Below are 19,125 nucleotides of genomic sequence, written 5' to 3' on the forward strand. Positions count from 1 at the left end.
TTCGCGTTCGGCTCAGCTCAGGGACGCGAGCGCGTTGTTCCAGGTGGTGGACGGACGCATGATGGCGGCGGCCTTCGTGGCATCCGGCTGGTAGTAGCCGCCGATGTCGGCGGGCTTACCCTGCACCGCGAGCAGCTCGTCGACGATCGTCTGCTCGTTCGCGGACAGCGTCTCGGCCAGCGGGCCGAACGCCTTCGCGAGCTCGGCGTCCTCGGTCTGCTTCGCCAGCTCCTGCGCCCAGTACAGCGACAGGTAGAAGTGCGAACCGCGGTTGTCGATGCCACCGACCCGGCGGGTCGGGGACTTGTCCTCGTTGAGGAACGTCGCGGTCGCCCGGTCGAGTGTGTCGGCGAGGATCTGCGCCCGCTGGTTGCCGGTGCTCTGCGCGAGGTGCTCGAAGCTCGCGGCGAGCGCGAAGAACTCACCCAGGCTGTCCCAGCGCAGGTAGTTCTCCTTGACCAGCTGCTGGACGTGCTTCGGCGCCGAGCCGCCCGCGCCGGTCTCGAACAGGCCACCACCGGCCATCAGCGGGACGACCGAGAGCATCTTCGCGCTGGTGCCCAGTTCGAGGATCGGGAACAGGTCGGTCAGGTAGTCGCGCAGCACGTTGCCGGTGACCGAGATCGTGTTCTCGCCGCGCCGGATCCGCTCCACCGAGAGCTTCGTCGCCTCGACCGGGGACAGGATCTTGATGTCCAGGCCCTCGGTGTCGTGCTCAGGCAGGTACTGCTCGACCTTGGCGATCAGGTTCGCGTCGTGGGCGCGGGTGGCGTCGAGCCAGAACACGGCCGGGTCGCCGGTCGCGCGGGCGCGGGTGACGGCGAGCTTGACCCAGTCGCGGATCGGCGCGTCCTTGGTCTGGCAGGCGCGGAAGATGTCGCCTGCCGACACGGCCTGCTCCAGAACGACCGTGCCGTCTTCGGCGACGAGACGGACGGTGCCGGTCGTGGGGACCTCGAACGTCTTGTCGTGGCTGCCGTACTCCTCGGCCTTCTGCGCCATCAGGCCGACGTTCGGCACCGAGCCCATCGTCGCCGGGTCGAACGCGCCGTTCGCGCGGCAGTCGTCGAGCACGGCCTGGTAGACCCCGGCGTAGCTGGAGTCCGGCAGCACCGCGAGCGCGTCGTGCTCGTTCCCGTCCGGGCCCCACATGTGGCCCGACGTGCGGATCATCGCCGGCATCGAGGCGTCGACGATGATGTCGGACGGGACGTGCAGGTTCGTGATGCCCTTGTCCGAGTCGACCATCGCCAGCGCGGGTCCGGCGGCCAGCTCGGCGTCGAACGAGGCCTTGATCGTGTCACCGTCGGGCAGCGCCTCGAGGCCCTTGAAGATCCCACCGAGGCCGTCGTTGGGGGAGAGGCCAGCGGCCGCGAGAGCCGCGCCGTGGGTGGCGAACGTCTCCGGGAAGAACGCGCGGACGACGTGGCCGAAGATGATCGGGTCGGAGACCTTCATCATCGTGGCCTTGAGGTGGACCGAGAACAGGATGTTCTCGGCCTTGGCGCGGGCGACCTGGGCGGTGAGGAACTCCCGCAGCGCCGCGACCCGCAGCACCGACGCGTCGACGACCTCACCGGCCTTCACCGGCACCGATTCGCGCAGCACGGACGTGGTCCCGTCGTCGCCGACGAGCTCGATGCGCAGTGCGCCGTCGGCCTCGATCACCGTCGACTTCTCGGTCGAGCGGAAGTCGTCGACGCCCATCGTCGCGACGTTGGTCTTCGAGTCGGCGGACCAGGCGCCCATCCGGTGCGGGTGGGTCTTCGCGTAGTTCTTCACCGACGCGGGGGCGCGGCGGTCGGAGTTGCCCTCGCGCAGCACCGGGTTGACCGCGGAGCCCTTGACCTTGTCGTAGCGGGCGCGGATGTCGCGCTCCTCGTCGGTCTTGGGCTCGTCCGGGTAGTCCGGCAGCGCGTAACCGAGGCCCTGCAGCTCCGCCACCGCGGCCTTGAGCTGCGGGATCGACGCCGAGATGTTCGGCAGCTTGATGATGTTCGCTTCGGGACGCTTGGCCAGCTCGCCGAGCTCGCTCAGGGCGTCGGAGATCCGCTGCTCCTCGGTGAGGAACTCCGGGAAGACCGCGAGGAGGCGCCCGGCGAGGGAGATGTCACGCAGCTCGACGCCGACGCCGGCCTGTGACGCGTAGGCCTGGATCACCGGCAGGAACGAGTAGGTCGCCAGCGCAGGCGCCTCGTCCGTATGGGTGTAGATGATGGTTGAGTTCGTCACCAGGGCTCCGCTCCAGATCCGCACCGCGTTGTCGTTGAATCAGTACCGTAAGCGCCCCTAAGCGGACACTTTCCGTACGCCCCCCGGTATACCCGTGAACTGCGGCGCAACGAACAGTACACGCGTACTGTATCGGGTGTCCGCTACTTCCGCCCCAGCGGCCTAACGTGAACGGCATGCGCGTTCTGTATCCGCCCCTCGATCCGCACCGCTCCGGCTTGCTCGACGTCGGCGACGGCCACTCGATCTACTGGGAGGAGTGCGGGACGCCCGCCGGCAAACCCGTCGTCTTCCTGCACGGCGGTCCGGGTGGCGGCAGCTCGCCGATGCATCGCAGGCTGTTCGACCCCAGCCGCTACCGCATCGTCCTGCTCGACCAGCGCGGATGTGGCCGCTCGACACCGCACGCCGGCGATCCGGTCGCGGACCTGAGCGCGAACACGACCTGGCACTTGGTCGCCGACCTGGAATTACTCCGTGAGCATCTGGGTATCGACCGCTGGCAGGTGTTCGGCGGGTCGTGGGGGTCGACGCTGGCGCTGGCCTACGCGGAGACCCACCCCGACCGGGTCACCGAGCTGGTGCTGCGGGGCATCTTCACGCTGCGGCGGAGCGAGATCGCGTGGTTCTACGAGGGCCCGGCCGGGGCACTGGCCCCCGACCGCTGGGAAGAGTTCGCCGCCGCGGTGCCGGGAACACGACCCGGCGGGTTCGTCGACGCCTACGCGCGGCTGCTGTTCGACCCCGACCCCGCGGTGCACGAGTCCGCCGCGGTGGCGTGGGCGCGCTGGGAGGCCGGGAACATCTCGCTGCTGCCCCGGCCGGAGCTGCTGGCCTCCTACGGCCGGGCGCCGTTCGCGACCGCGTTCGCCCGGATCGAAAACCACTACTTCCGCCACGGCGGCTGGCTCGCCGAGGGACAGCTGATCGCCGAGGCGGGCAAGCTGGCCGGTATCCCGACCGTCATCGTGCAGGGACGCTACGACCTCTGTACGCCCGCCACGACGGCGTGGGACCTGCACCGTGCGTTACCTGACGCGCAGTTCGTGCTGGTGGACGACGCCGGGCACGCGTTCGACGAACCGGGCATCCTCGACGCGCTGATCACCGCCACCGACAGCTTTCGGTGATGCCGCCAGTCCGGCGAGCCGGGCACCGTGTCAGGGAGCCCCAGCGGTTCGTCGACTCCAGACAGCGACGGTCTCGACCGCAACCGCGTCGGTCTCGACGTCGGCCCACATCAGGTCGTACACCGGTTGCAAGAACGGAACGGCGCGACGCCGAGGGCCGGGCACCGGCGGATGCTAACACCGTGTCGATCGCCGGACGCGTGCACGCATGGCGCGCGGCGCGATCGAAGGCGTCGAATCTCGGGTGCGTCCGCTGCGGGACGTAGGTAGCACTAGGACATGGCAGAGCTGAGCGTGCCCACGGTGGGTCTGCGTGTTTCGTTCCTCGCCGGGATGGCGGAGTTCCGCGGCGAGGGTCGCGGCGCGGAGACGGACCAGACCGAGATGGGCTACGAGATCCGCCGGTTCGGACCGGACTGGTCGGAGGCCGCGGGGTTCGCCCGGTACGTCGACTGGCTCCTGGCCCAGGCGCGGGAGGATTCGCCGCGGCGCCCAGGATACGTGCCGGCCACGACGCTGTGGTGGGTCGAGGACGAGGAGTACCTCGGACGGATCGCGATCCGGCACCGCTTGACGCCTACTCTGCGAGAGGTCGGGGGCCACATCGGCTACGACGTACGTCCCTCCGCGCGCCGCCGTGGTCACGCGACGGCGATGTTGCGTGCGGCTCTGCCGGTGGCGCGCGCTCTGGGGATCGAGTCCGCGCTGCTGACGTGCGACGTGGACAACGTCGCGTCGCGGAAAGTCATCGAGGGCAATGGCGGGGTGTTCGACGATCAGCGGGGCGCGAAGTTGCGGTACTGGGTCTCTACCGGTTGAGCCGGCGGGCTGCTTCCTCCCATTCGGAAGGCGCCGCAAGCGCGGGACGGTCAACGGGGTGTCCTTCGCACTCGGAACCTCGGCCGCCAAACGCCGGCCGAGTCTCAAGGTCGAAGCTTTGTCTAACGGCCAGGTGAAATCGTCGTCGGCCATGCCCGTGACGGTAGGCCAGGGCGCGCGTTACGCCACCGCCGGACCGCCTGGCTCCTGCTCTGTCTCGGCGGTGCGTTAGTCCTACTCACTTCGTCCAGTCTCTTGGACGCAGCCGAGCGACGACGCTATCGCTGCTCGCCCTGGCTGCGGCCGTACTGCCTGCCGTGGCGGGTTATGTCAGCGGTCGGCGTGGCCGCCGATCACCGGTGCGAGGTCGGGGTCACCGAACTTGGTGCGGAGCGCGGTGAAACGTTCGGCCTTGTCCGGCCCGAAACGGCGGAGCCCGGTCAGGCAATCCTCTGGAGTGAGGAAGACCGGTGGTGTGGTCTTGCTGTGGAACTTGTCCGCGTACATGACGAGTTCCTCTTCCTCGGTGGCGGGCAGATAGTCCGCGACCGGGATCGGAAGGCGTTGCACGATCACGTCCCCGCGGGTGAGTCCCGTCCCGGTGTGGTGGGAGCAGAACCGGCAGATCCGCTCCGGCCAACCCAGTTCCTGCAGCAACTGGTGACCGGCCACGCCGTGCCGGACGTAGTTGGCGTGGTCGATCACGCCGGCCGGGTCGTACAGGCGATAGACGCCGACATCGTGCAGGAGGCTCCCGGCCCGGACCAACTGGCGGTCCAGACGGCGACCGCCGCGGTCGAGGAGCTGTTCGGCGATCCGGCACACGATCTGGCAGTGTCGGTAGACCAGCTCGAAAGCTTCCGCGGTCGGCGCCAGCCGGCGATGCAAGGAACGGATCTGTTCGTCGTCCGGGATCCAGGTATCGCCAGGAATCATCGGTCTACCTCGGTCGAGTGGGCGGGGTAGCGGTCAGCGATTGTTTGGTTGAACTGAGCGGGCGGCGGCGAGGACCTCACCCATGACCGTCTCGGGTGCGCGTGTGCCGTCGATGATCGTCGCGCCGAACCGCCGGTACATGGACTCGGTGGTGGCGTTGTCGTCCAGCGCTGCGGCCAGTTCCTCCGGCTGCCGCCCGAATGCGTTCGTGGTGCGGTTCGCCAACCGCGCCGTGACGGTCCTGTCGTCGACTACCAGGCAAATCATGAGGTCGAACAGGTCCCGGACCTCGTCCTCGTTCTCAACTGATCCGCAGAGAAACACGGTCTGACCAGCGGCTCGCGCGGCGAGAGCCTCGACGTGTGCGCGGTCGATTTTCCACCCGAAGCGATGCAACCATCCGCTGGGCGCCGGGTAGGGCGGATTGACCACGATTCGGCCGGTGGTTCGGTCCACCCAGTGGTTGTAACCCTCCCAGTCAGCATCGACCGCGTCGTGCCCGTGGCGTTTGAGCAACTCGCAGACAGTGGACTTGCCTGCGCCGGAATTCCCGGTCACCCAGATCAAGGACACCGGCGAAGCATCACACAGCGATCGGGAACTGGGCGACCGACTTGTCGGGGCCCGCGCGGGAACGCGCTCGGGTGCCGCGGGGCCGGCTGTGGCCTCCACGAGACCGGTACTGACGAAATCGGGCTGGGCCGAGCAGGAACGAGGTCCACGGCGACCGGGCCATCCCCGCCGAGGTACGACGGGGCCTCAGGGCTTACGGGCGAGCCCGGCGTACACGCCGCTCTCGTTGTCAGCGGTGGTCGGCGTGTCGTCCGGTCGCCAGTGCTGCACCAACTGAACGCCGGGATCCACCAGCTCCAGACCCTCGAAGAACTTGGCCGTCTGCGCCTTGGTGCGGGCCTGCATGAAGATGCCGCGCGCGTTGTACTGCGCGACGACCCGGGCCGCTCCGGGGTCGGTGTCGGTGGTGACCGCGCTCAGCGCCAGGTAACTGCCGGACGGAAGGGGCTCGAGGAGCCGGGCGACCAGGTCGTAGGCCACCTCGTCGGGGACGAACTGGATCACCGCGATCACCGACAGGGCTATCGGACGGGTCAGGTCGAGCGTGGCGGCTACCTCGGCGGATTCCATGATCGCCGCCGGGTTCCGCATGTCGGCGTCGAGGTAGGCGGTGGCGCCCTCGTCCGTGCTAGTCAGCAGCGCCCTGGCGTGGGCCAGCACGATCGGGTCGTTGTCGACGTACACGACCCGCGACTCGGGCGCGACGGCCTGCGCGATCTCGTGGAGGTTCGGGGAGGTCGGAATTCCGGTGCCGACGTCGAGGAACTGCCGGATGCCGGCCTCCTCCACCAGGTACCGGGTCACCCGGTGCATGAACTTCCGGTTCTCGCGCATCGCGACACGCAGCGACGGCCACTCGGCGAGCATGCCCTCGGCAGCGGCCCGGTCGGCCGGGAAGTTGTCCTTACCGCCGAGAACGAAGTCGTAGATGCGCGCGGTGTGCGGGCGATCGGTGTGTAAGTCCACCGTCGAAGCCCGCGCTATCGCGTCCGGATTCGGGCGCATCCACTCGGGGGTACTACTGGTCACCGCGACCCTCCGGTCCATCCCGACACGCATACGTGCAATCGACGCTCACTCTACGGGAGTCCACCAAGGACACCGCAGACGCGCAGGCATCACCATGCCGGAGCACCCCGCCCGCGAACGGAGGGTTGCCGGCCGGCAAGCCGGGGCTCTGCGTTGGCACTCGTGACCTCTGCGCAGGACCGCAACGGCTCCCGGTCAGCTGGTCGGGTGGGGGGAGGGCCGCATGACGAGCACGGCGCCGCGGGTCACGCCGTTCACGACGACGGGACCGGTGTCGACGAGGATCGGTTGCGGCGGTGTGCCGGGCGGGGTGATCGCGAGGTCGAGGCCCCGGAGGTGCTCGCCTCGGAGCGCGCGGGCGCTGGGGTACTCCTGCGGCGCCAGGGGCCGTCCGTCGCGGTGGGTCAGGCAGTGCTGGGTGAGTTCGACGAACGGTGAGGCTTGGGCGGTGACGCTCGCGAGCGTGGTCCGCAGGGTGGTGTTGAGGTAGAGCGGGCGCCCGTCCTGGTCGCAGACGAAGACACCCCAGGGCAGTCCTTCGAGGACTCCGTTGAGGAAGCCTTCCCGTCCGGCGACCGCGACCTCGGCGGGAACCAGCCGCGATGCGTCGTGGATCCGCAGGCTGAGGAAAGGCTGGTCCGCGTCCGGGACGAGGGAGAGCCGTGCCTCGACCGGCACCGAGCGGCCCTCCCGCGTGGTGACCCGGGTCTGTAGGTGTTCACCGCCGGCCGTCCGGGGGCCCGGGGGGCGCAGCAGGGCCTGGAGCGCGTGCCGGATCTGGCGGGGAGCGCCGGAGGGAAAGAGGACTGCTTCCAGCGGGCGGCCGAGTACCTGTGGGGCGGTCCACCCGAGAAGCTGGGCCGCGGTGGCGCTCCACACCTGGATGGTTCCGCTGGGCCCGACGGCGATGTACGCCTCGGAGCCGGTAGCCGTGTCGGTTTCGGCCGGGTGCAGTGCTGGGGCTTGGCCCGGATCGGGGATCAGCAGGCCGCGCACGGCGGCGGCTGCGCCGCGTAGTGCGGCGACTTCGTGCGCACGCCACGGTCTGGGGCGGGTGTCCATGACGCAGATCGCGCCGACGACCTGATCCGTGACGTTCAGCAGCGGCACGCCGACGAACGCGCCGACGGTCGCTTGCGCCACCGCACCGAGGTAGCGGCAGCGGGAGTCGGCGCGCCCATCCTCGATGAGCACAGGCGTGCCTGCGGCGACGACTCGCTGGCTCAGGGACCGCTCGATGGCGACCCGGCGGGAGTCGGCCAGCGGACCGCCGAGGCCGTGCAGACCGACCAGGCGACTCCACTCCATGCTGACCAGCGTCACTTTGCCGATCGGCGCGTCGATGGCCGCCGCGATGCTCTCCGCGACGGCGTCCATCGCCGGTGGCAGGGTCGCCGGTGCCTGCGCCTGAGCCATCGGGTGGTGCTCCTTCCGGCTCCACTCGCCCGCGCAGTGCCGGCTACATGGGGAGGATCAGGGACATTCGGTCGGACCATAGCCCGTGCGGTCCGGTGTTCGATGCCCCTTCCGGCTAATCCCCCATATATGGCCTAATGGTATATCCGGCCCGAGTAACCAGCTGAGTGTTCCGTCAGGCGTTCCACCGGCAGGAGGGTCGCGCCCAGATCGCGTAGCCGGGCCGGCCGGCTGAGAACCGGGCGGCTGGGAAGCAGTTCAGAAGCGGTAGTGCAGCACGAAGCTCGCCATCCTGGACAGGGTGGTGCTGTGCGCGATGAGCCGTTGGAACAGGCGCCAGCGCGGCGGGAACTCGGCGACTTCCGGTTCGTTGCTGAGCACGATCTCCCGGACCAGGCGGAGTTTGGGATTCCAGCTTTCCGGCTTCCGGGGGTCGTCCATGCCGGGAAATCTCATCAGCCCGGCGACCGACTTCGTGCCGCGCGCGTGCCGGGCCACCCAGACGGCGAAGCGGGTGTAGGCGTTGAAGACGAGCTCCCCGCTGGGGAAGTGGCTGAGGAGCCGGTTCCACAGCGACACCATCTCGTCCTCGCTGAGGAACCCCATCAGACCGTCGGCCACGATCACGGCCGGCCGTCCGGTCGGTACGGCGTCCAACCAGCCCGGGTCACGCACGTCCGCGCCGATGACGTGACGATTCGGGTCTGCGGGGATCAGGCGTTCCCGGACGGCGGCGACCGCGGGGAAGTCGACGTCGTACCAGTCGGCCCTGGCCGGCACGGTCAGCCGCGCGTGCCGGGTGTCGAGCCCGACGCCGAGGTCTAGCACGACCGCGTCCGGGTGGCGAGCCAGGAAGTCGCCGACCACCTGGTCCAGCTTCTTGGCCCGGAGGGCGACGCTGAGCCGGAAATTCGTGTCGATGTGGAGCTTGTCGTAGTCGTAGTCGAGGGTGCGCACGATCTGGTCGGACGTGGCGTCGCCGAGGATGGGACGCGACGAGCGGTTGTCGAGAGCCCTGCCGCACAGGGTCAGCCACAGGCTGTCCTCGAGCGGCGTGAAGGCCGGCAGCGTGATGGTCATTGGTTCGACCCCTCTTGATCGTCGTGGGACCTCCTTGCTGCTCGTCAGCGTGGCGGCGCGACCCGTGCGGGAGCGTCCACCGGAATGTGGAGCGCGGGGTGGAACCTGCGCCCGACGGTCAGTCCAGCAACCCGAGCGCGCGGGCGCGGGCCGCCGCCTGAGTGCGGCTGCGGACACCGAGCTTGCGGTACAGGTGGATCAGGTGAGTCTTGACCGTGCTCTGTTCCACGAACAGCTGCGCCGCGAGGTCGGCGGTGGAGTGACCCGCCGCGAGCAGGCGCAGCACGTCCAGCTCCCGTTCGGTCAACGGCTCGATGAGCCCGGTCCCGTGTGGACCGGGCGAGCCGCCGGCGAACGCGGCGAGCAGGGTGCCGAGGAAGGCCGGCGACACGCGTGCCTGCGAGTCCCGCGCGGCCGCCCGCAGAAGCGCGGCCAGGGGCTCGCCTTCGTCGAGGAAGGGCCGGATGACGTGCTCGCTCTCGGCCTGCGCAACCGCCTCCGCAAGCGACCCGAGCGTCCGCCGACGATCGCCCTGGGCGTCGGCGAGCAGCGCCCGGAGGATGGACACGCGGAGCCGCAGCCAGCCCAGCCCTCGCTCGTCTGCCAGCTGCCCCGCGACCTCCAGGTGCCGCTGTGCCCGCTGCAGCAGGGCGTCCTCGCCGGTGACCCGGCCCTGGGCGATCAGGACCCGCGCCGGGACGACGGCCGCGGCCTCGACGGCGGGAACACCGAACCGGAGCAGGTCCGCCACTGTCGCCGGTTGCACCGGAGCGGTCCAGGCGACGCCGGCGGCCCAGGCGACAGCGGCGGCTCCGTCGCCCCGGGCCAGGCGCACCCGCGCCTCTGCTGCCTCCAGCAGCTGCGCCACCATCGCGAACGGCACCTGCGCGAGTTGCGGCCGGAGCTCGGCCAGCACGCCCTCCGCCGCGGCCACGTCGCCCTGGGCCAGGCGCAGCCGTAACAGGGGAAGGCTGCCGAGAAGCACCAGTGGCGGCGCGTTCCCGAACTCGCTCAGCGCGGCCAGCCCTTCGGTCGCCAACGGCACGGCGGCGGTCAGATCGTTCTCGTCGATCACCAGCTCGGCCAGAACCGTCCGTAGCCGGCCGACGGTCGCGGGTACGGCGTGCTCGCTGGCCCAGGTCAGGGCCGCCCATCCGGTGGTCAGTGCCTGCCGCCGGGCGCCGCGGAGCCGCTGGACGTTCGCCTGCTGGGTGGAAGCCGTCAGGCTGCCCTGAACCAGGCCGGCCGCCCGGTCGGCCGCGGCGATGTCCGCGAACGCGCGCTCGGCGCGGTCGAGCCGGCCCATCGCGAGCGCGGCCTGCCCCAGGCTGATGCCGGCGATGCTGCGGTAGGCCGCGTCGTCCGGCGGGAGGTCGGCGAGCGCCCGTTCCGCCCAGGCGACGGCCTGGTCAGGCGCAGTCGTCGGCACGACGGTGGCCAGGTAGGCGCGCGTGGCAGCGACCGCGCCGCGTGCGTCGCCGGCTGCGGGAAGAGCGCGTGCCGCCGCGTCGATCCACGCGGCCGCCGATTCCAGTTCGACGCGGTGGATCAGGAGCCAGGCCTGGGCCAGGCAGAGCAGCGGGTGGCTGCGCAGGACCGGCGCCGGGAGCGCCGCCAGCCAACCCGCGAGCGTCCGGTGGATGCTCGTGGTCGCGAACAGCCTGGGCGTCAGCGCCTCGATCCAGGTCGCCGCGTCCTCGGCGGCGCCGCCGGCCAGCGCGTGGCCGATCGCTTCGGGCAGCAGCCCTTCTCGGCCGAACCAGGCGCCGGCCCGCCGGTGGAGGGCGGCGGCTGCCTCGGGGCCGGCTTCCCGGGCCAGACGGGTCCGCAACGCGTCGGCGAACAGGTGGTGATAGCGGTACCACCCCCGTTCGTCGTCGAGCGGGACCAGGAACAGGTTCGTTCGCTCCAGCTCCTCCAGCACGCCCTGGCTGCCCCCAACGCTGTCCCCGGCGTCGGGGGCCAGCAGGGTGTCGGGGGCCAGCAGGGCGTCGGGGGCCAGCAGGGCGTCGCACAGCGGGCCGCACAGCCGGTCGAGCACGCTGGTGGCCAGCAGGAAGCGCCGGATCGGCGGCGGCCGGCGCTCCAGCACCTCGGCCAGCAGGTAGTCGGCCACCAGCCGGTGCCCGCCGGTGAACGCGGCAACGAACGCCGCCGGGTCTCCTCGGTCGCGCAGGGCCAGCCCGGCCAGTTGCAGCCCGGCTGCCCAGCCCTCCGTGCGCTCGACCAGCACCGCGACCTGGGCCTCGGGCAGGCGCAGCCCGAGGCCCGCCCCCAGGAACTCGGTCGCCTCCTCGATGCTGAAGCCCAGATCAGCCGCCCGCACCTCGACCAGGTGACGGCGGGCGCGCAGGCGCGGCAGGGGCAGCGGCGGGTCCTCGCGGGTGGCGATCACCAGATGCAGCGTCGGCGGCAGGTGATCGAGCAGATACTCGACCGCGTCGTGCACGGCCGGGTCGCGCACGACGTGGTAGTCGTCGAGGACGAGGACGCTGGGCGCAGGCAGTGCGGCCAGGTCGTTGACCAACGCGCTGATCAGGACGTCGGACGGCGGTGGCCGCGGGGCGTCGAGCCAGGCCAACGCGCGCCGCCCACAGCCGGGCGCGATCGTCCGGCAGGCGGCGACGAGGTAGCGGAGCACCTGGTCGAACGCCTGGTCGCGGTCGTCGAGGGAGAGCCAGGCGACCGGGCGGTCCAGCTGGGCGATCCAGGCGGCCAACAGGCTGGTCTTGCCGGTACCGGCCGGTGCCGACAGCAGCGAGCAGCGCGCCGCGTCGAGCCCGTCGTTGAGGTGATCGATCAGCCGGGGCCGGGTCACCAGATCGGGGCGGGGCCGAGGAACGAACAGCTTGGTGCTCAGCAGCAGAACGCCGCCGGCGCCCTGGTCCGGCCGATCCGGCGCGGCTTGAGTGACGCGCGCGGCCAGCGTGGCGGCCGCCTCGGCCAGGCGCTCGGGCGTGAGCTGATCCGCCTTGCCCAGGTAGACCTTGTGCTGGCGCCCGGCGGCGGTTCGGTAGGCGACCCAGTAGGCGCTGCCGCGCTGCCTGCGCTCTTTGCGCGCGGTGTAGGCACCGGCCGCTGAGCGGAACGAGAACGACCGGGCGGCGTCGTCGGCCAGCCAGGTGAACCAGGCGGGCGAGCCCACGGCCAGGCCGGCCGCCCCGGAGATCGTGGTTCCCCGTAGCAGCCCGTCCGCCACCAAGGGGATCTGCCGCATCCCCGCCCGTTCCGATCCGGCGCCGAATACCCAACGTACCCAACAGCCCGGGCGGCGGTCGAGGGCTCGTACCGGCGTGACGGCGAGCCGCATTCCGTCCACTGTGGCAGGGTGGCCGTATGGAAGCCCAGCCTGTGATTCCCGTCGCTGTGGAGTGGCCGAAGTCCGAGGGAGTTCTCGACGACGCGGGACTTCAGCTGTGGTGGGTGACGGCGTTACTCGAGTCCGACGAACGCCACCTGAGCGCCTTCGCGATGGTCACCGCGGTCGGATCGGACCTCCTGATGGTCACCACCGTGCTCAGCGACCGGGCGTCGGGCACCGAGCTCGGCGCGCGCCGGGAGTTCGTTCCGCTCGCCGAGGCGACGCTCGGCGCGGGGGAGGTCGAGGTGGCCGCCGCCGGTGTTCACTTCAGCGGCTCGCAGATGGCGGGCTATCGGTTGAGCGCCGACCTCGGCGACGGCATCGGGTTCGATCTGACGCTGGAACCGACCCGTCCGGTGCTGTTCAGCTGCGCCACCGGGGAGTTCCCGTGGCGCGAGCAGACGACGACGAAGCAGTACGCCTCCGGTGGACTGGCTGCCCGGGGCGAGGCCCGGTTCGGTGGTACGACGATGAGCGTCGCGGGCTCCGCCTGGTACGACCGGCAGTGGTGGGCCACGGCGAACCTCGGGTCGCCGCGCTTCTGCTGGTTCGGTCTCTGGCTGGACAACGGCGACACGCTCAGCGTCTGGGACCGCACGGTCGACGACGAGTCGAACGGCCTGGCCTGGGCCACGCTCGTCCGCCCGGACGGCACCCACGTCACGACCCCGCTCGCCCCGTTCGCGCTGACCGCTCAGCCCCCGTACGAGACGTACCTCGGCAACCAGGTGCCGCTCGGCTGGGACCTGGAGCTGCCGGGCGTCGGGATGTCGCTGGCGATCCGCCAGGTGACCGTGCAGGACGATCCCGGCCGGGACTTCTTCACCGGCGCGCTCGAGGTCGAGGGGTCGATGATCGGTGCGGTGCCGCTGGCCGGGCGCGGCGTCAGCGATCTCATCGGTCTGCGGGGCGCCTACGACCGCTGAGCCCGGCGGAGGACGTACCGCTCAGCGTTGCGGATCCGCGATGACCTTCACCTGGTCACCGGGTTCGTGCAGGGCCCGGAACGCGCCGGGGATCTCGTCGAGGCCGATCCGGTCGGTGACGAACGCCGAGCCGTCGATCGTGCCGGTGGCCAGCAGATCCAGGGTGCGCGCGAACTCGGCCTGCCGGTAGGCGTAGACGAACGACAGCGTGACCTCCTTGAGGATCGCGTTGACCGGGCTGATCTGGTCGGGCGTCATGCATACGCCGACCACCACCACGCGGGTGTGCCGGGGAACGCCGCTGATGACCGCGTCGAGGACGCCGGGCACGCCGACGCACTCGAACGCGACGACATTGCCCGCGCGTCCGAGATCGGGCGGCAGCAGCGGGGAGGGCGGTTGCTGGACGACGCCGAACTGCTCCCACTGCCCGTACGGGGAGTCGACCGCCGGGTCGAGCACCAGATCTGCTCCGAGCCGTTCGGCCGTGCGGCGGCGGCCGGGGGCGAAGTCGGCGGCGATCACCGGCCCGTGCCCGCCGGCCTTGAGCGCGGCGATCACCGACAGGCCGATCGGCCCGCACCCGATCACCAGCGCGACGTCGCCCTTGGCGGGCGCGGCGGTGGCGACCGCGTGCACGCCCACCGCCACCGGCTCGGTGAGCGCGGCGTACTCGCTGGGCAGGTCGTCGGGGACCGGCAGCAGGAGCGCGTGCTGGAGCACGATCAGCTCGGCGAACGCGCCGCCCATCACCGGGGAGAGGCCCAGTCCCTCGGGCTGGTCCGGCCCGTCGGCGTAGGGCACCGAGACGACCCGGGTGCCGGGCTTCAGGTTCGCCGGGGTGCCGGGGCCGAGGTCGACGATCCGCGCGCAGAACTCGTGGCCGAGCACGATCGGCGTCACCGCGTCGCCGAGGCCCTCGAAGGCCTGCACCAGGTGCAGGTCGGAGCCGCAGATGCCGGCGGCCTCGGGGGCGGCGAGCACCTGGCCGGCCCCGGGGGTCGGGTCGGGCACGTCGGTGACGAGTACTCCTGAACCGGTGGCGCGGGCGGCCTTCATCGGACGCCTCCCTCCGTCGATTAGAACCTTATTCTAGATTAGAACCGGATCCAACCGTCCGCCGCGGGTGAGGCGGCCGACGGTGAAGGCGACGAGGCTGATCGGCGTCGGCGTCTGAAGGGGAGGTCCGTCATGCTGGGTGCTCTGCTACTCGGGTTCGTCGCGGGCGTCATCGCGCGGATGCTCATGCCCGGCGACGCGTTCCGCACGATGAGCGGCCCGGTGTCCTGGGCGATCTCGATCGGCCTCGGCCTGGCCGGTGCGCTCGTCGGATACGTCATCTTCACGCTCGGGCTGGGAATCGGCGACGACGACATCTTCGACTGGGGCGGGATCCTCAGCGCGATCATCGGCACGCTGATCGTGCTCCCGATCGCCGGGTGGCTGCTGCGGCGCCGGAGCGTCCACCGGTAGAACGGACCGCATGAGAGCCGCGCAGATCGTCGCCTGTGGTCGCCCGCCGGTCGTCAGCGACGTCGCCGAACCTCCGGCGGACGGAACCAGCGTGCTGGTCGAGGTCCTCGCCGCGCCGATCACGCCGCTGGACCTGCTGTGCGCGTCCGGCACGTCGTACTTCGGCACGCCTCCGACGCCGTACGTCCCCGGCGTGCAGGGCGTGGGCCGCTACGGCGGACGGACCGTCTGGTTCCCCACGTCGGCCGGGATGGCGCCCGGCGACGGCAGCATGGCGCAGATGGTCGCGATCCCGGCGTCGGACTTGGTGGAGCTGCCGCCCGGGGCGGACCCGGTGGCGATCGCGGCCGCCGGCCTCTCGGCGGTCGCCGCGTACGCGGCGCTGACCTGGACCGGCGCGCTGACCGCCGGGGAACGGGTCGTGGTCCTCGGCGCCGGCGGGGTCGTCGGCCAGGCTGCCGTGCAACTGGCCCGCCTGGCCGGCGCCGCGCAGGTCGTCGCCGGTGCCCGGTCGACCGCCGCGCAACGGCGGGCCCGCGCGGCCGGCGCCGACGTCGTCGTGCCGCTGGACACCGACGACGTTGACGCGCTGGCCGACCGGTTCGCGCGGGCCTGCCCGGACGGCGCGGACCTCGTGCTCGACGCCCTGTTCGGGGCACCCGCGGCCGCCGCGCTGCGCGCGCTGCGCCCGGGCGGCCGGCTGGTCAACCTCGGGAGCTCGGCCGGGGCTACCGCCCCGTTCGACTCCGCGACGCTCCGCAGCCGGTCGCTGCGGGTGCTCGGCTACACCAACAACGCGCTGACGCCTGCCGACCGGGCCGACGCGGTGCGCACGATCGCCGAGGCGGTGGACGCCGGTCGCCTGGACATCGCGCGGGAGGTCGTGCCGCTCGAGGACGTCGCTGCGGCCTGGGAGCGGCAGGCCACCGGCGCCGCCGAGGGCCGCGTCGTGCTCACGACCTGAACCCGCGGGCCAGCACGTCCGGCAGCGGCCCCGGGTGCAGCACGCCGAGGCGCTGGGTCGCCCTGGTCAGCGCCACGTACAGGTCGCTGCCGCCGCGCGGCGACGCGTCGATCATCCCGGCCGGATCGACCACCAGGACGACGTCGAACTCCAGACCCTTGGCCTGACCGACGCCGAGCACCACGACCCGGGCCGTCAGGTCCGGATCCGGGCCGGCCGACGCCTCCGGCAGCGCCGCCGCGACCTCGGCCGCGACGGCGTCCGGCGTGATCACCGCCAGCCGCCGCTCGCCCAGCTCCGCCAGCTCGGCCCGGACGTGTGCCGCGACGTCGGTCAGTGCCGCCGACGCGTGCCACGGCGGCACCCCGGAGTCCCGCACCGACGACGGCGGCTCGGCGTCCGCGTCCAGCGTCGCCAGCAGTGGCCCGGTGATCGCCATGATCTCGGCCGGCGTCCGGTAGTTCACCGACAGCCTGGTCAGCCGCCACCGATCACCGACGAACGGCTCGAGCGCCTCGCCCCAGGCGTTCAACCCGCCCGGGCTGGACGTCTGCGCGACGTCGCCGACCAGCGTCATCGAGCGCGTCGGGCAGCGGCGCATCAGCAGCCGCCAGGCCATCGGCGAGAGCTCCTGGGCCTCGTCGACGATCACGTGGCCGAACGTCCAGGTCCGGTCCACGGCGGCGCGCTCGGCCACCGTGCGATGGTCGGCGACCCGGCTCCGCTCGGCGAGCCGCCGCGCGTCGATCAGGTCACCGGCGGTGAGAATCTCCTTGTCCTCGGTCCGCGAGCCGGCGGCCACGTCCAGCACACCCTGCGCGTACGCGATCTCCGCGTCCCGCGCCTGCGCCGCGCGGGCCTTCGCCGCGTGGTCGTCCTCGCCGAGCAGCTGGGCGGCCTCGTCCAGCAGCGGCACGTCGGCCACCGTCCAGCCGGTGGGCGCCCCGATCCCGGCCGGGCGGCACAGCAGCGCCTGCTCGTCGGCGGTCAGCAGCCCGTCGGCGGCCGACGCCAGCCGGGCCGGGTCTCCGAACAACTGGGCGAGCAGCCGCTGCGCGGTCAGCTGCGGCCACAGCGCCTCGCACGCCGCGGCCACGCCCGGGTCGGTCGCGGCGATCGCGCGCAGGTCCAGCGCGGTCTCGGTGTACGGGTCGACGTCGCTCTCCGGTGACTCCTCGAACCCGAGCCGCGCGAGGTCGCCGCGGGCCGCCGCGTCCAGGTCCACGTCGCCGAGCAGCTGGGCGGTCTCCGCCTCGAGCCGGTCGGCGAGCCCCTGGGCCTGCGCGGCCAGCTGCCGCGCGACCTCGTCAACGACCAGCCGGACGAAAATCGGGCGGGCCTTGTTGTGTGGCCGCCCGGTGGCGCGGGCCCGGTCGGCGGCCGCCGTCCAGAAGCCCGGCTCGAGCGTGACGACGTCGTCGCCGATCCGGACGTCGAACGCCGCACCGGGCGGGGCCTGCCGGTCACGGACCGCGGCCGCGATCACGTCGGCCAGCACCGGCTGTCCCTTGAGCGCGGCGGCGGCCGGCGGCTCGGACCGGTCCGCGACGACGCCGGGGAACAGCTCGCCGACCGTCGAGAGCAGCACGCTGGTCTCGCCGAGGCCGGGCAGCACCTGACCGATGTACCGGAGGAACGTCGCGTTCGGGCCGACGACCAGCACACCGCGGCTCGCGATCCGCGCCGAGTGGTACAGCAGGTACGCCGCGCGGTGCAGCGCGACCGCGGTCTTGCCGGTGCCCGGCCCGCCCTGGACGACCAGCACACCGTTCTGGTCGCTGCGGATGATCGTGTCCTGCTCGGCCTGGAGCGTCGCGACGATGTCGTGCATGCGGCCGGTGCGGCCGGTGTTCACCGCGGCCAGCAACGCGGCGTTGCCCGCGAGATGCTCGCGTCCGGCGTCGGGTGCGCCGTCGAGCACCTCGTCGTCGAGCGAGACCACCCGCCTGCCCTTGGTGACGATGTGCCTGCGGCGGTGGACGCCTTCCGGCGCGGCGCTGGTGGCGACGTAGAACGCGCGGGCGGCCGGGGCGCGCCAGTCCATCAGCAGCGGGTCGGCGTCCGCCTCCTCGGCCGGCAGGCCCACCCGGCCGATGTAGTGCCGGTCGCCGGAACGCAGGTCCAGGCGGCCGAAACAGAGGCCGTTCTCGGCGGCTTCCAGCCGTGCGAGCCGTGCGGTGTACTCGGTGAACGCGGTGTCGCGTTCGGTGCGGGCCTGCGGGGAGCCTCCGGGGCTGGCGGCCACTTCGGCCAGCCGTTCGCGGGTCGTGGCGCGGAGGGCGTCCAACCGGGCGTAGAGCAGCGTCAGCCGGTCTTGTTCGCGGTCGCGGTCGCTCGGGGCGTCGTGCGGGGTCACGTGGTCTGCGAGAGACAAGATCCACCCTTGCGTCTGGCGGTGTGTCTGGTGTGTCTTGCGTGGCGTCGGGCCGGGACAAGCGTGCGCGTCACCAACGCCGAAGACCAGTCTTGTTGTTCCCGGCGGCGTGCCATCTCTTTCCGGCGCTCTCCGGGGCGGTGACCGGATCGTTCCGGTGCCGGGCGCGATCGGCACTATCCGGCCACCCTCTCCTGCGCCGACGATGGCTCCCATGACCAACGCGCTGATCGTCATCGACGTCCAGGAATCGTTCCGTCAGGACCCGCTGTGGGCCGCGGTGTCCGACCCGGAGGTGGCCGCGAAGGTCGCCCGGCTCGTCGACGCCGCCCGCGGGCGCGGCGAGCTCGTCGTCTGGGTGCTGCACGCCGAGCCGGGCAGCAACACCCCGTTCGACCCCGACAGCGGGTACGTGCGGTTCCAGGAGCCGCTGGTGCCCGCGCCCGGCGAACCGCAGCTGACCAAGACGTCCCGGAACGCGTTCACCACGACCAACCTGCAGCAGCTACTCACCACGCGGGGGATCCGGCACCTGACGATCACCGGCATCCAGACCGAGCAGTGCTGCGAGACCACCGCGCGGCTCGCCGCCGACCTCGGGTACGACGTCACGTTCGTCACCGACGCGACCGCGACGTTCCCGATCCCGCACCGGTCGGCCCCCGAGGACCGGGACGTCGCCGCGGTGCTCGCCGACCCCCGCACGCTCGGCACCGACGCGATCCTCGCCCGCACCGAGTACGCGCTGGCCGGCCGATTCGCCACGATCCGGACCACCGACGAACTGGTCGGCGTGGCAGACTGACCGGATC

Annotated in this window: 15 protein-coding genes and 1 riboswitch; of the genes, 6 read left to right on the forward strand and 9 right to left on the reverse strand. The window is 71.8% G+C overall.

The features are described from left to right. Positions 1 to 12 precede the first annotated feature (12 nt). Positions 13 to 2,232 carry an NADP-dependent isocitrate dehydrogenase gene (locus tag BUB75_RS27695; RefSeq protein WP_073260981.1) on the reverse strand — a complete coding sequence of 740 codons (2,220 nt, stop codon included), beginning with the start codon at positions 2,230 to 2,232 and terminating at the stop codon, positions 13 to 15. Positions 2,233 to 2,408: 176 nt separating this feature from the next. On the opposite strand from BUB75_RS27695, the gene pip reads away from it, so the two are divergent. Together pip and BUB75_RS27705 are read left to right on the forward strand one after the other, a co-directional pair. Next, positions 2,409 to 3,362 (forward strand): prolyl aminopeptidase, encoded by a 954-nt coding sequence (gene pip, locus BUB75_RS27700; protein WP_073260772.1) that lies wholly within the window; start codon positions 2,409 to 2,411, stop codon positions 3,360 to 3,362. A gap of 279 nt (positions 3,363 to 3,641) precedes the next feature. Next, complete coding sequence (locus BUB75_RS27705) at positions 3,642 to 4,181, forward strand: GNAT family N-acetyltransferase (RefSeq protein ID WP_073260773.1); 540 nt, start codon at positions 3,642 to 3,644, stop codon at positions 4,179 to 4,181. A 330-nt stretch (positions 4,182 to 4,511) separates the two neighbouring features. On the opposite strand, the gene BUB75_RS27710 is transcribed toward BUB75_RS27705, so the two are convergent. The 6 genes from BUB75_RS27710 to BUB75_RS27735 form a co-directional block, all read right to left on the reverse strand. Beyond that, positions 4,512 to 5,117 (reverse strand): HD domain-containing protein, encoded by a 606-nt coding sequence (locus BUB75_RS27710; RefSeq protein ID WP_073260774.1) that lies wholly within the window; start codon positions 5,115 to 5,117, stop codon positions 4,512 to 4,514. Positions 5,118 to 5,150: 33 nt separating this feature from the next. Then, positions 5,151 to 5,675: an AAA family ATPase gene (locus BUB75_RS27715; protein ID WP_342761158.1), complete on the reverse strand. Its 525-nt coding sequence runs from the start codon at positions 5,673 to 5,675 to the stop codon at positions 5,151 to 5,153. A gap of 201 nt (positions 5,676 to 5,876) precedes the next feature. Continuing rightward, positions 5,877 to 6,695 carry an SAM-dependent methyltransferase gene (locus BUB75_RS27720; protein WP_073260776.1) on the reverse strand — a complete coding sequence of 273 codons (819 nt, stop codon included), beginning with the start codon at positions 6,693 to 6,695 and terminating at the stop codon, positions 5,877 to 5,879. A 60-nt stretch (positions 6,696 to 6,755) separates the two neighbouring features. After that, positions 6,756 to 6,887, reverse strand: a riboswitch (SAM riboswitch). Positions 6,888 to 6,914: 27 nt separating this feature from the next. Further along, positions 6,915 to 8,135, reverse strand: a complete 1,221-nt coding sequence (locus tag BUB75_RS27725; RefSeq protein ID WP_073260777.1) for a GAF domain-containing protein — start codon at positions 8,133 to 8,135, stop codon at positions 6,915 to 6,917. Positions 8,136 to 8,393: 258 nt separating this feature from the next. Continuing rightward, positions 8,394 to 9,215 carry a class I SAM-dependent methyltransferase gene (locus tag BUB75_RS27730; RefSeq protein WP_073260778.1) on the reverse strand — a complete coding sequence of 274 codons (822 nt, stop codon included), beginning with the start codon at positions 9,213 to 9,215 and terminating at the stop codon, positions 8,394 to 8,396. Positions 9,216 to 9,333: 118 nt separating this feature from the next. Further along, positions 9,334 to 12,432, reverse strand: coding sequence for a winged helix-turn-helix domain-containing protein (locus tag BUB75_RS27735; protein ID WP_073260779.1), 3,099 nt, complete (start codon positions 12,430 to 12,432; stop codon positions 9,334 to 9,336). A 119-nt stretch (positions 12,433 to 12,551) separates the two neighbouring features. Between BUB75_RS27735 and BUB75_RS27740 the strand changes: the two genes are divergently transcribed. Further along, positions 12,552 to 13,502, forward strand: coding sequence for a lipocalin-like domain-containing protein (locus tag BUB75_RS27740; protein WP_084741807.1), 951 nt, complete (start codon positions 12,552 to 12,554; stop codon positions 13,500 to 13,502). Between the two features lie 21 nt (positions 13,503 to 13,523). On the opposite strand, the gene BUB75_RS27745 is transcribed toward BUB75_RS27740, so the two are convergent. Continuing rightward, positions 13,524 to 14,561 (reverse strand): zinc-binding dehydrogenase, encoded by a 1,038-nt coding sequence (locus tag BUB75_RS27745; protein ID WP_073260781.1) that lies wholly within the window; start codon positions 14,559 to 14,561, stop codon positions 13,524 to 13,526. 132 nt (positions 14,562 to 14,693) lie between these two features. Here BUB75_RS27745 and BUB75_RS27750 point away from each other — a divergent pair, with 132 nt between their 5' ends. Both BUB75_RS27750 and BUB75_RS27755 read left to right on the forward strand, forming a co-directional pair. Next, positions 14,694 to 14,975: a GlsB/YeaQ/YmgE family stress response membrane protein gene (locus BUB75_RS27750; protein WP_073260782.1), complete on the forward strand. Its 282-nt coding sequence runs from the start codon at positions 14,694 to 14,696 to the stop codon at positions 14,973 to 14,975. Between the two features lie 10 nt (positions 14,976 to 14,985). Beyond that, positions 14,986 to 15,939 (forward strand): quinone oxidoreductase family protein, encoded by a 954-nt coding sequence (locus BUB75_RS27755; RefSeq protein ID WP_073260783.1) that lies wholly within the window; start codon positions 14,986 to 14,988, stop codon positions 15,937 to 15,939. Here BUB75_RS27755 and BUB75_RS27760 read toward each other — a convergent pair. Then, entirely contained in the window at positions 15,929 to 18,313 is a 2,385-nt protein-coding gene (locus BUB75_RS27760) for a HelD family protein (RefSeq protein ID WP_245806317.1), read from the reverse strand. The genes BUB75_RS27755 and BUB75_RS27760 overlap by 11 nt on opposite strands. 214 nt (positions 18,314 to 18,527) lie before the next feature. On the opposite strand from BUB75_RS27760, the gene BUB75_RS27765 reads away from it, so the two are divergent. Further along, positions 18,528 to 19,118 carry a cysteine hydrolase family protein gene (locus BUB75_RS27765; protein ID WP_073260784.1) on the forward strand — a complete coding sequence of 197 codons (591 nt, stop codon included), beginning with the start codon at positions 18,528 to 18,530 and terminating at the stop codon, positions 19,116 to 19,118. The last annotated feature ends 7 nt before the right edge of the window (positions 19,119 to 19,125 follow it).

The sequence above is a fragment of the Cryptosporangium aurantiacum genome (assembly GCF_900143005.1).
GTDB lineage: Bacteria > Actinomycetota > Actinomycetes > Mycobacteriales > Cryptosporangiaceae > Cryptosporangium > Cryptosporangium aurantiacum.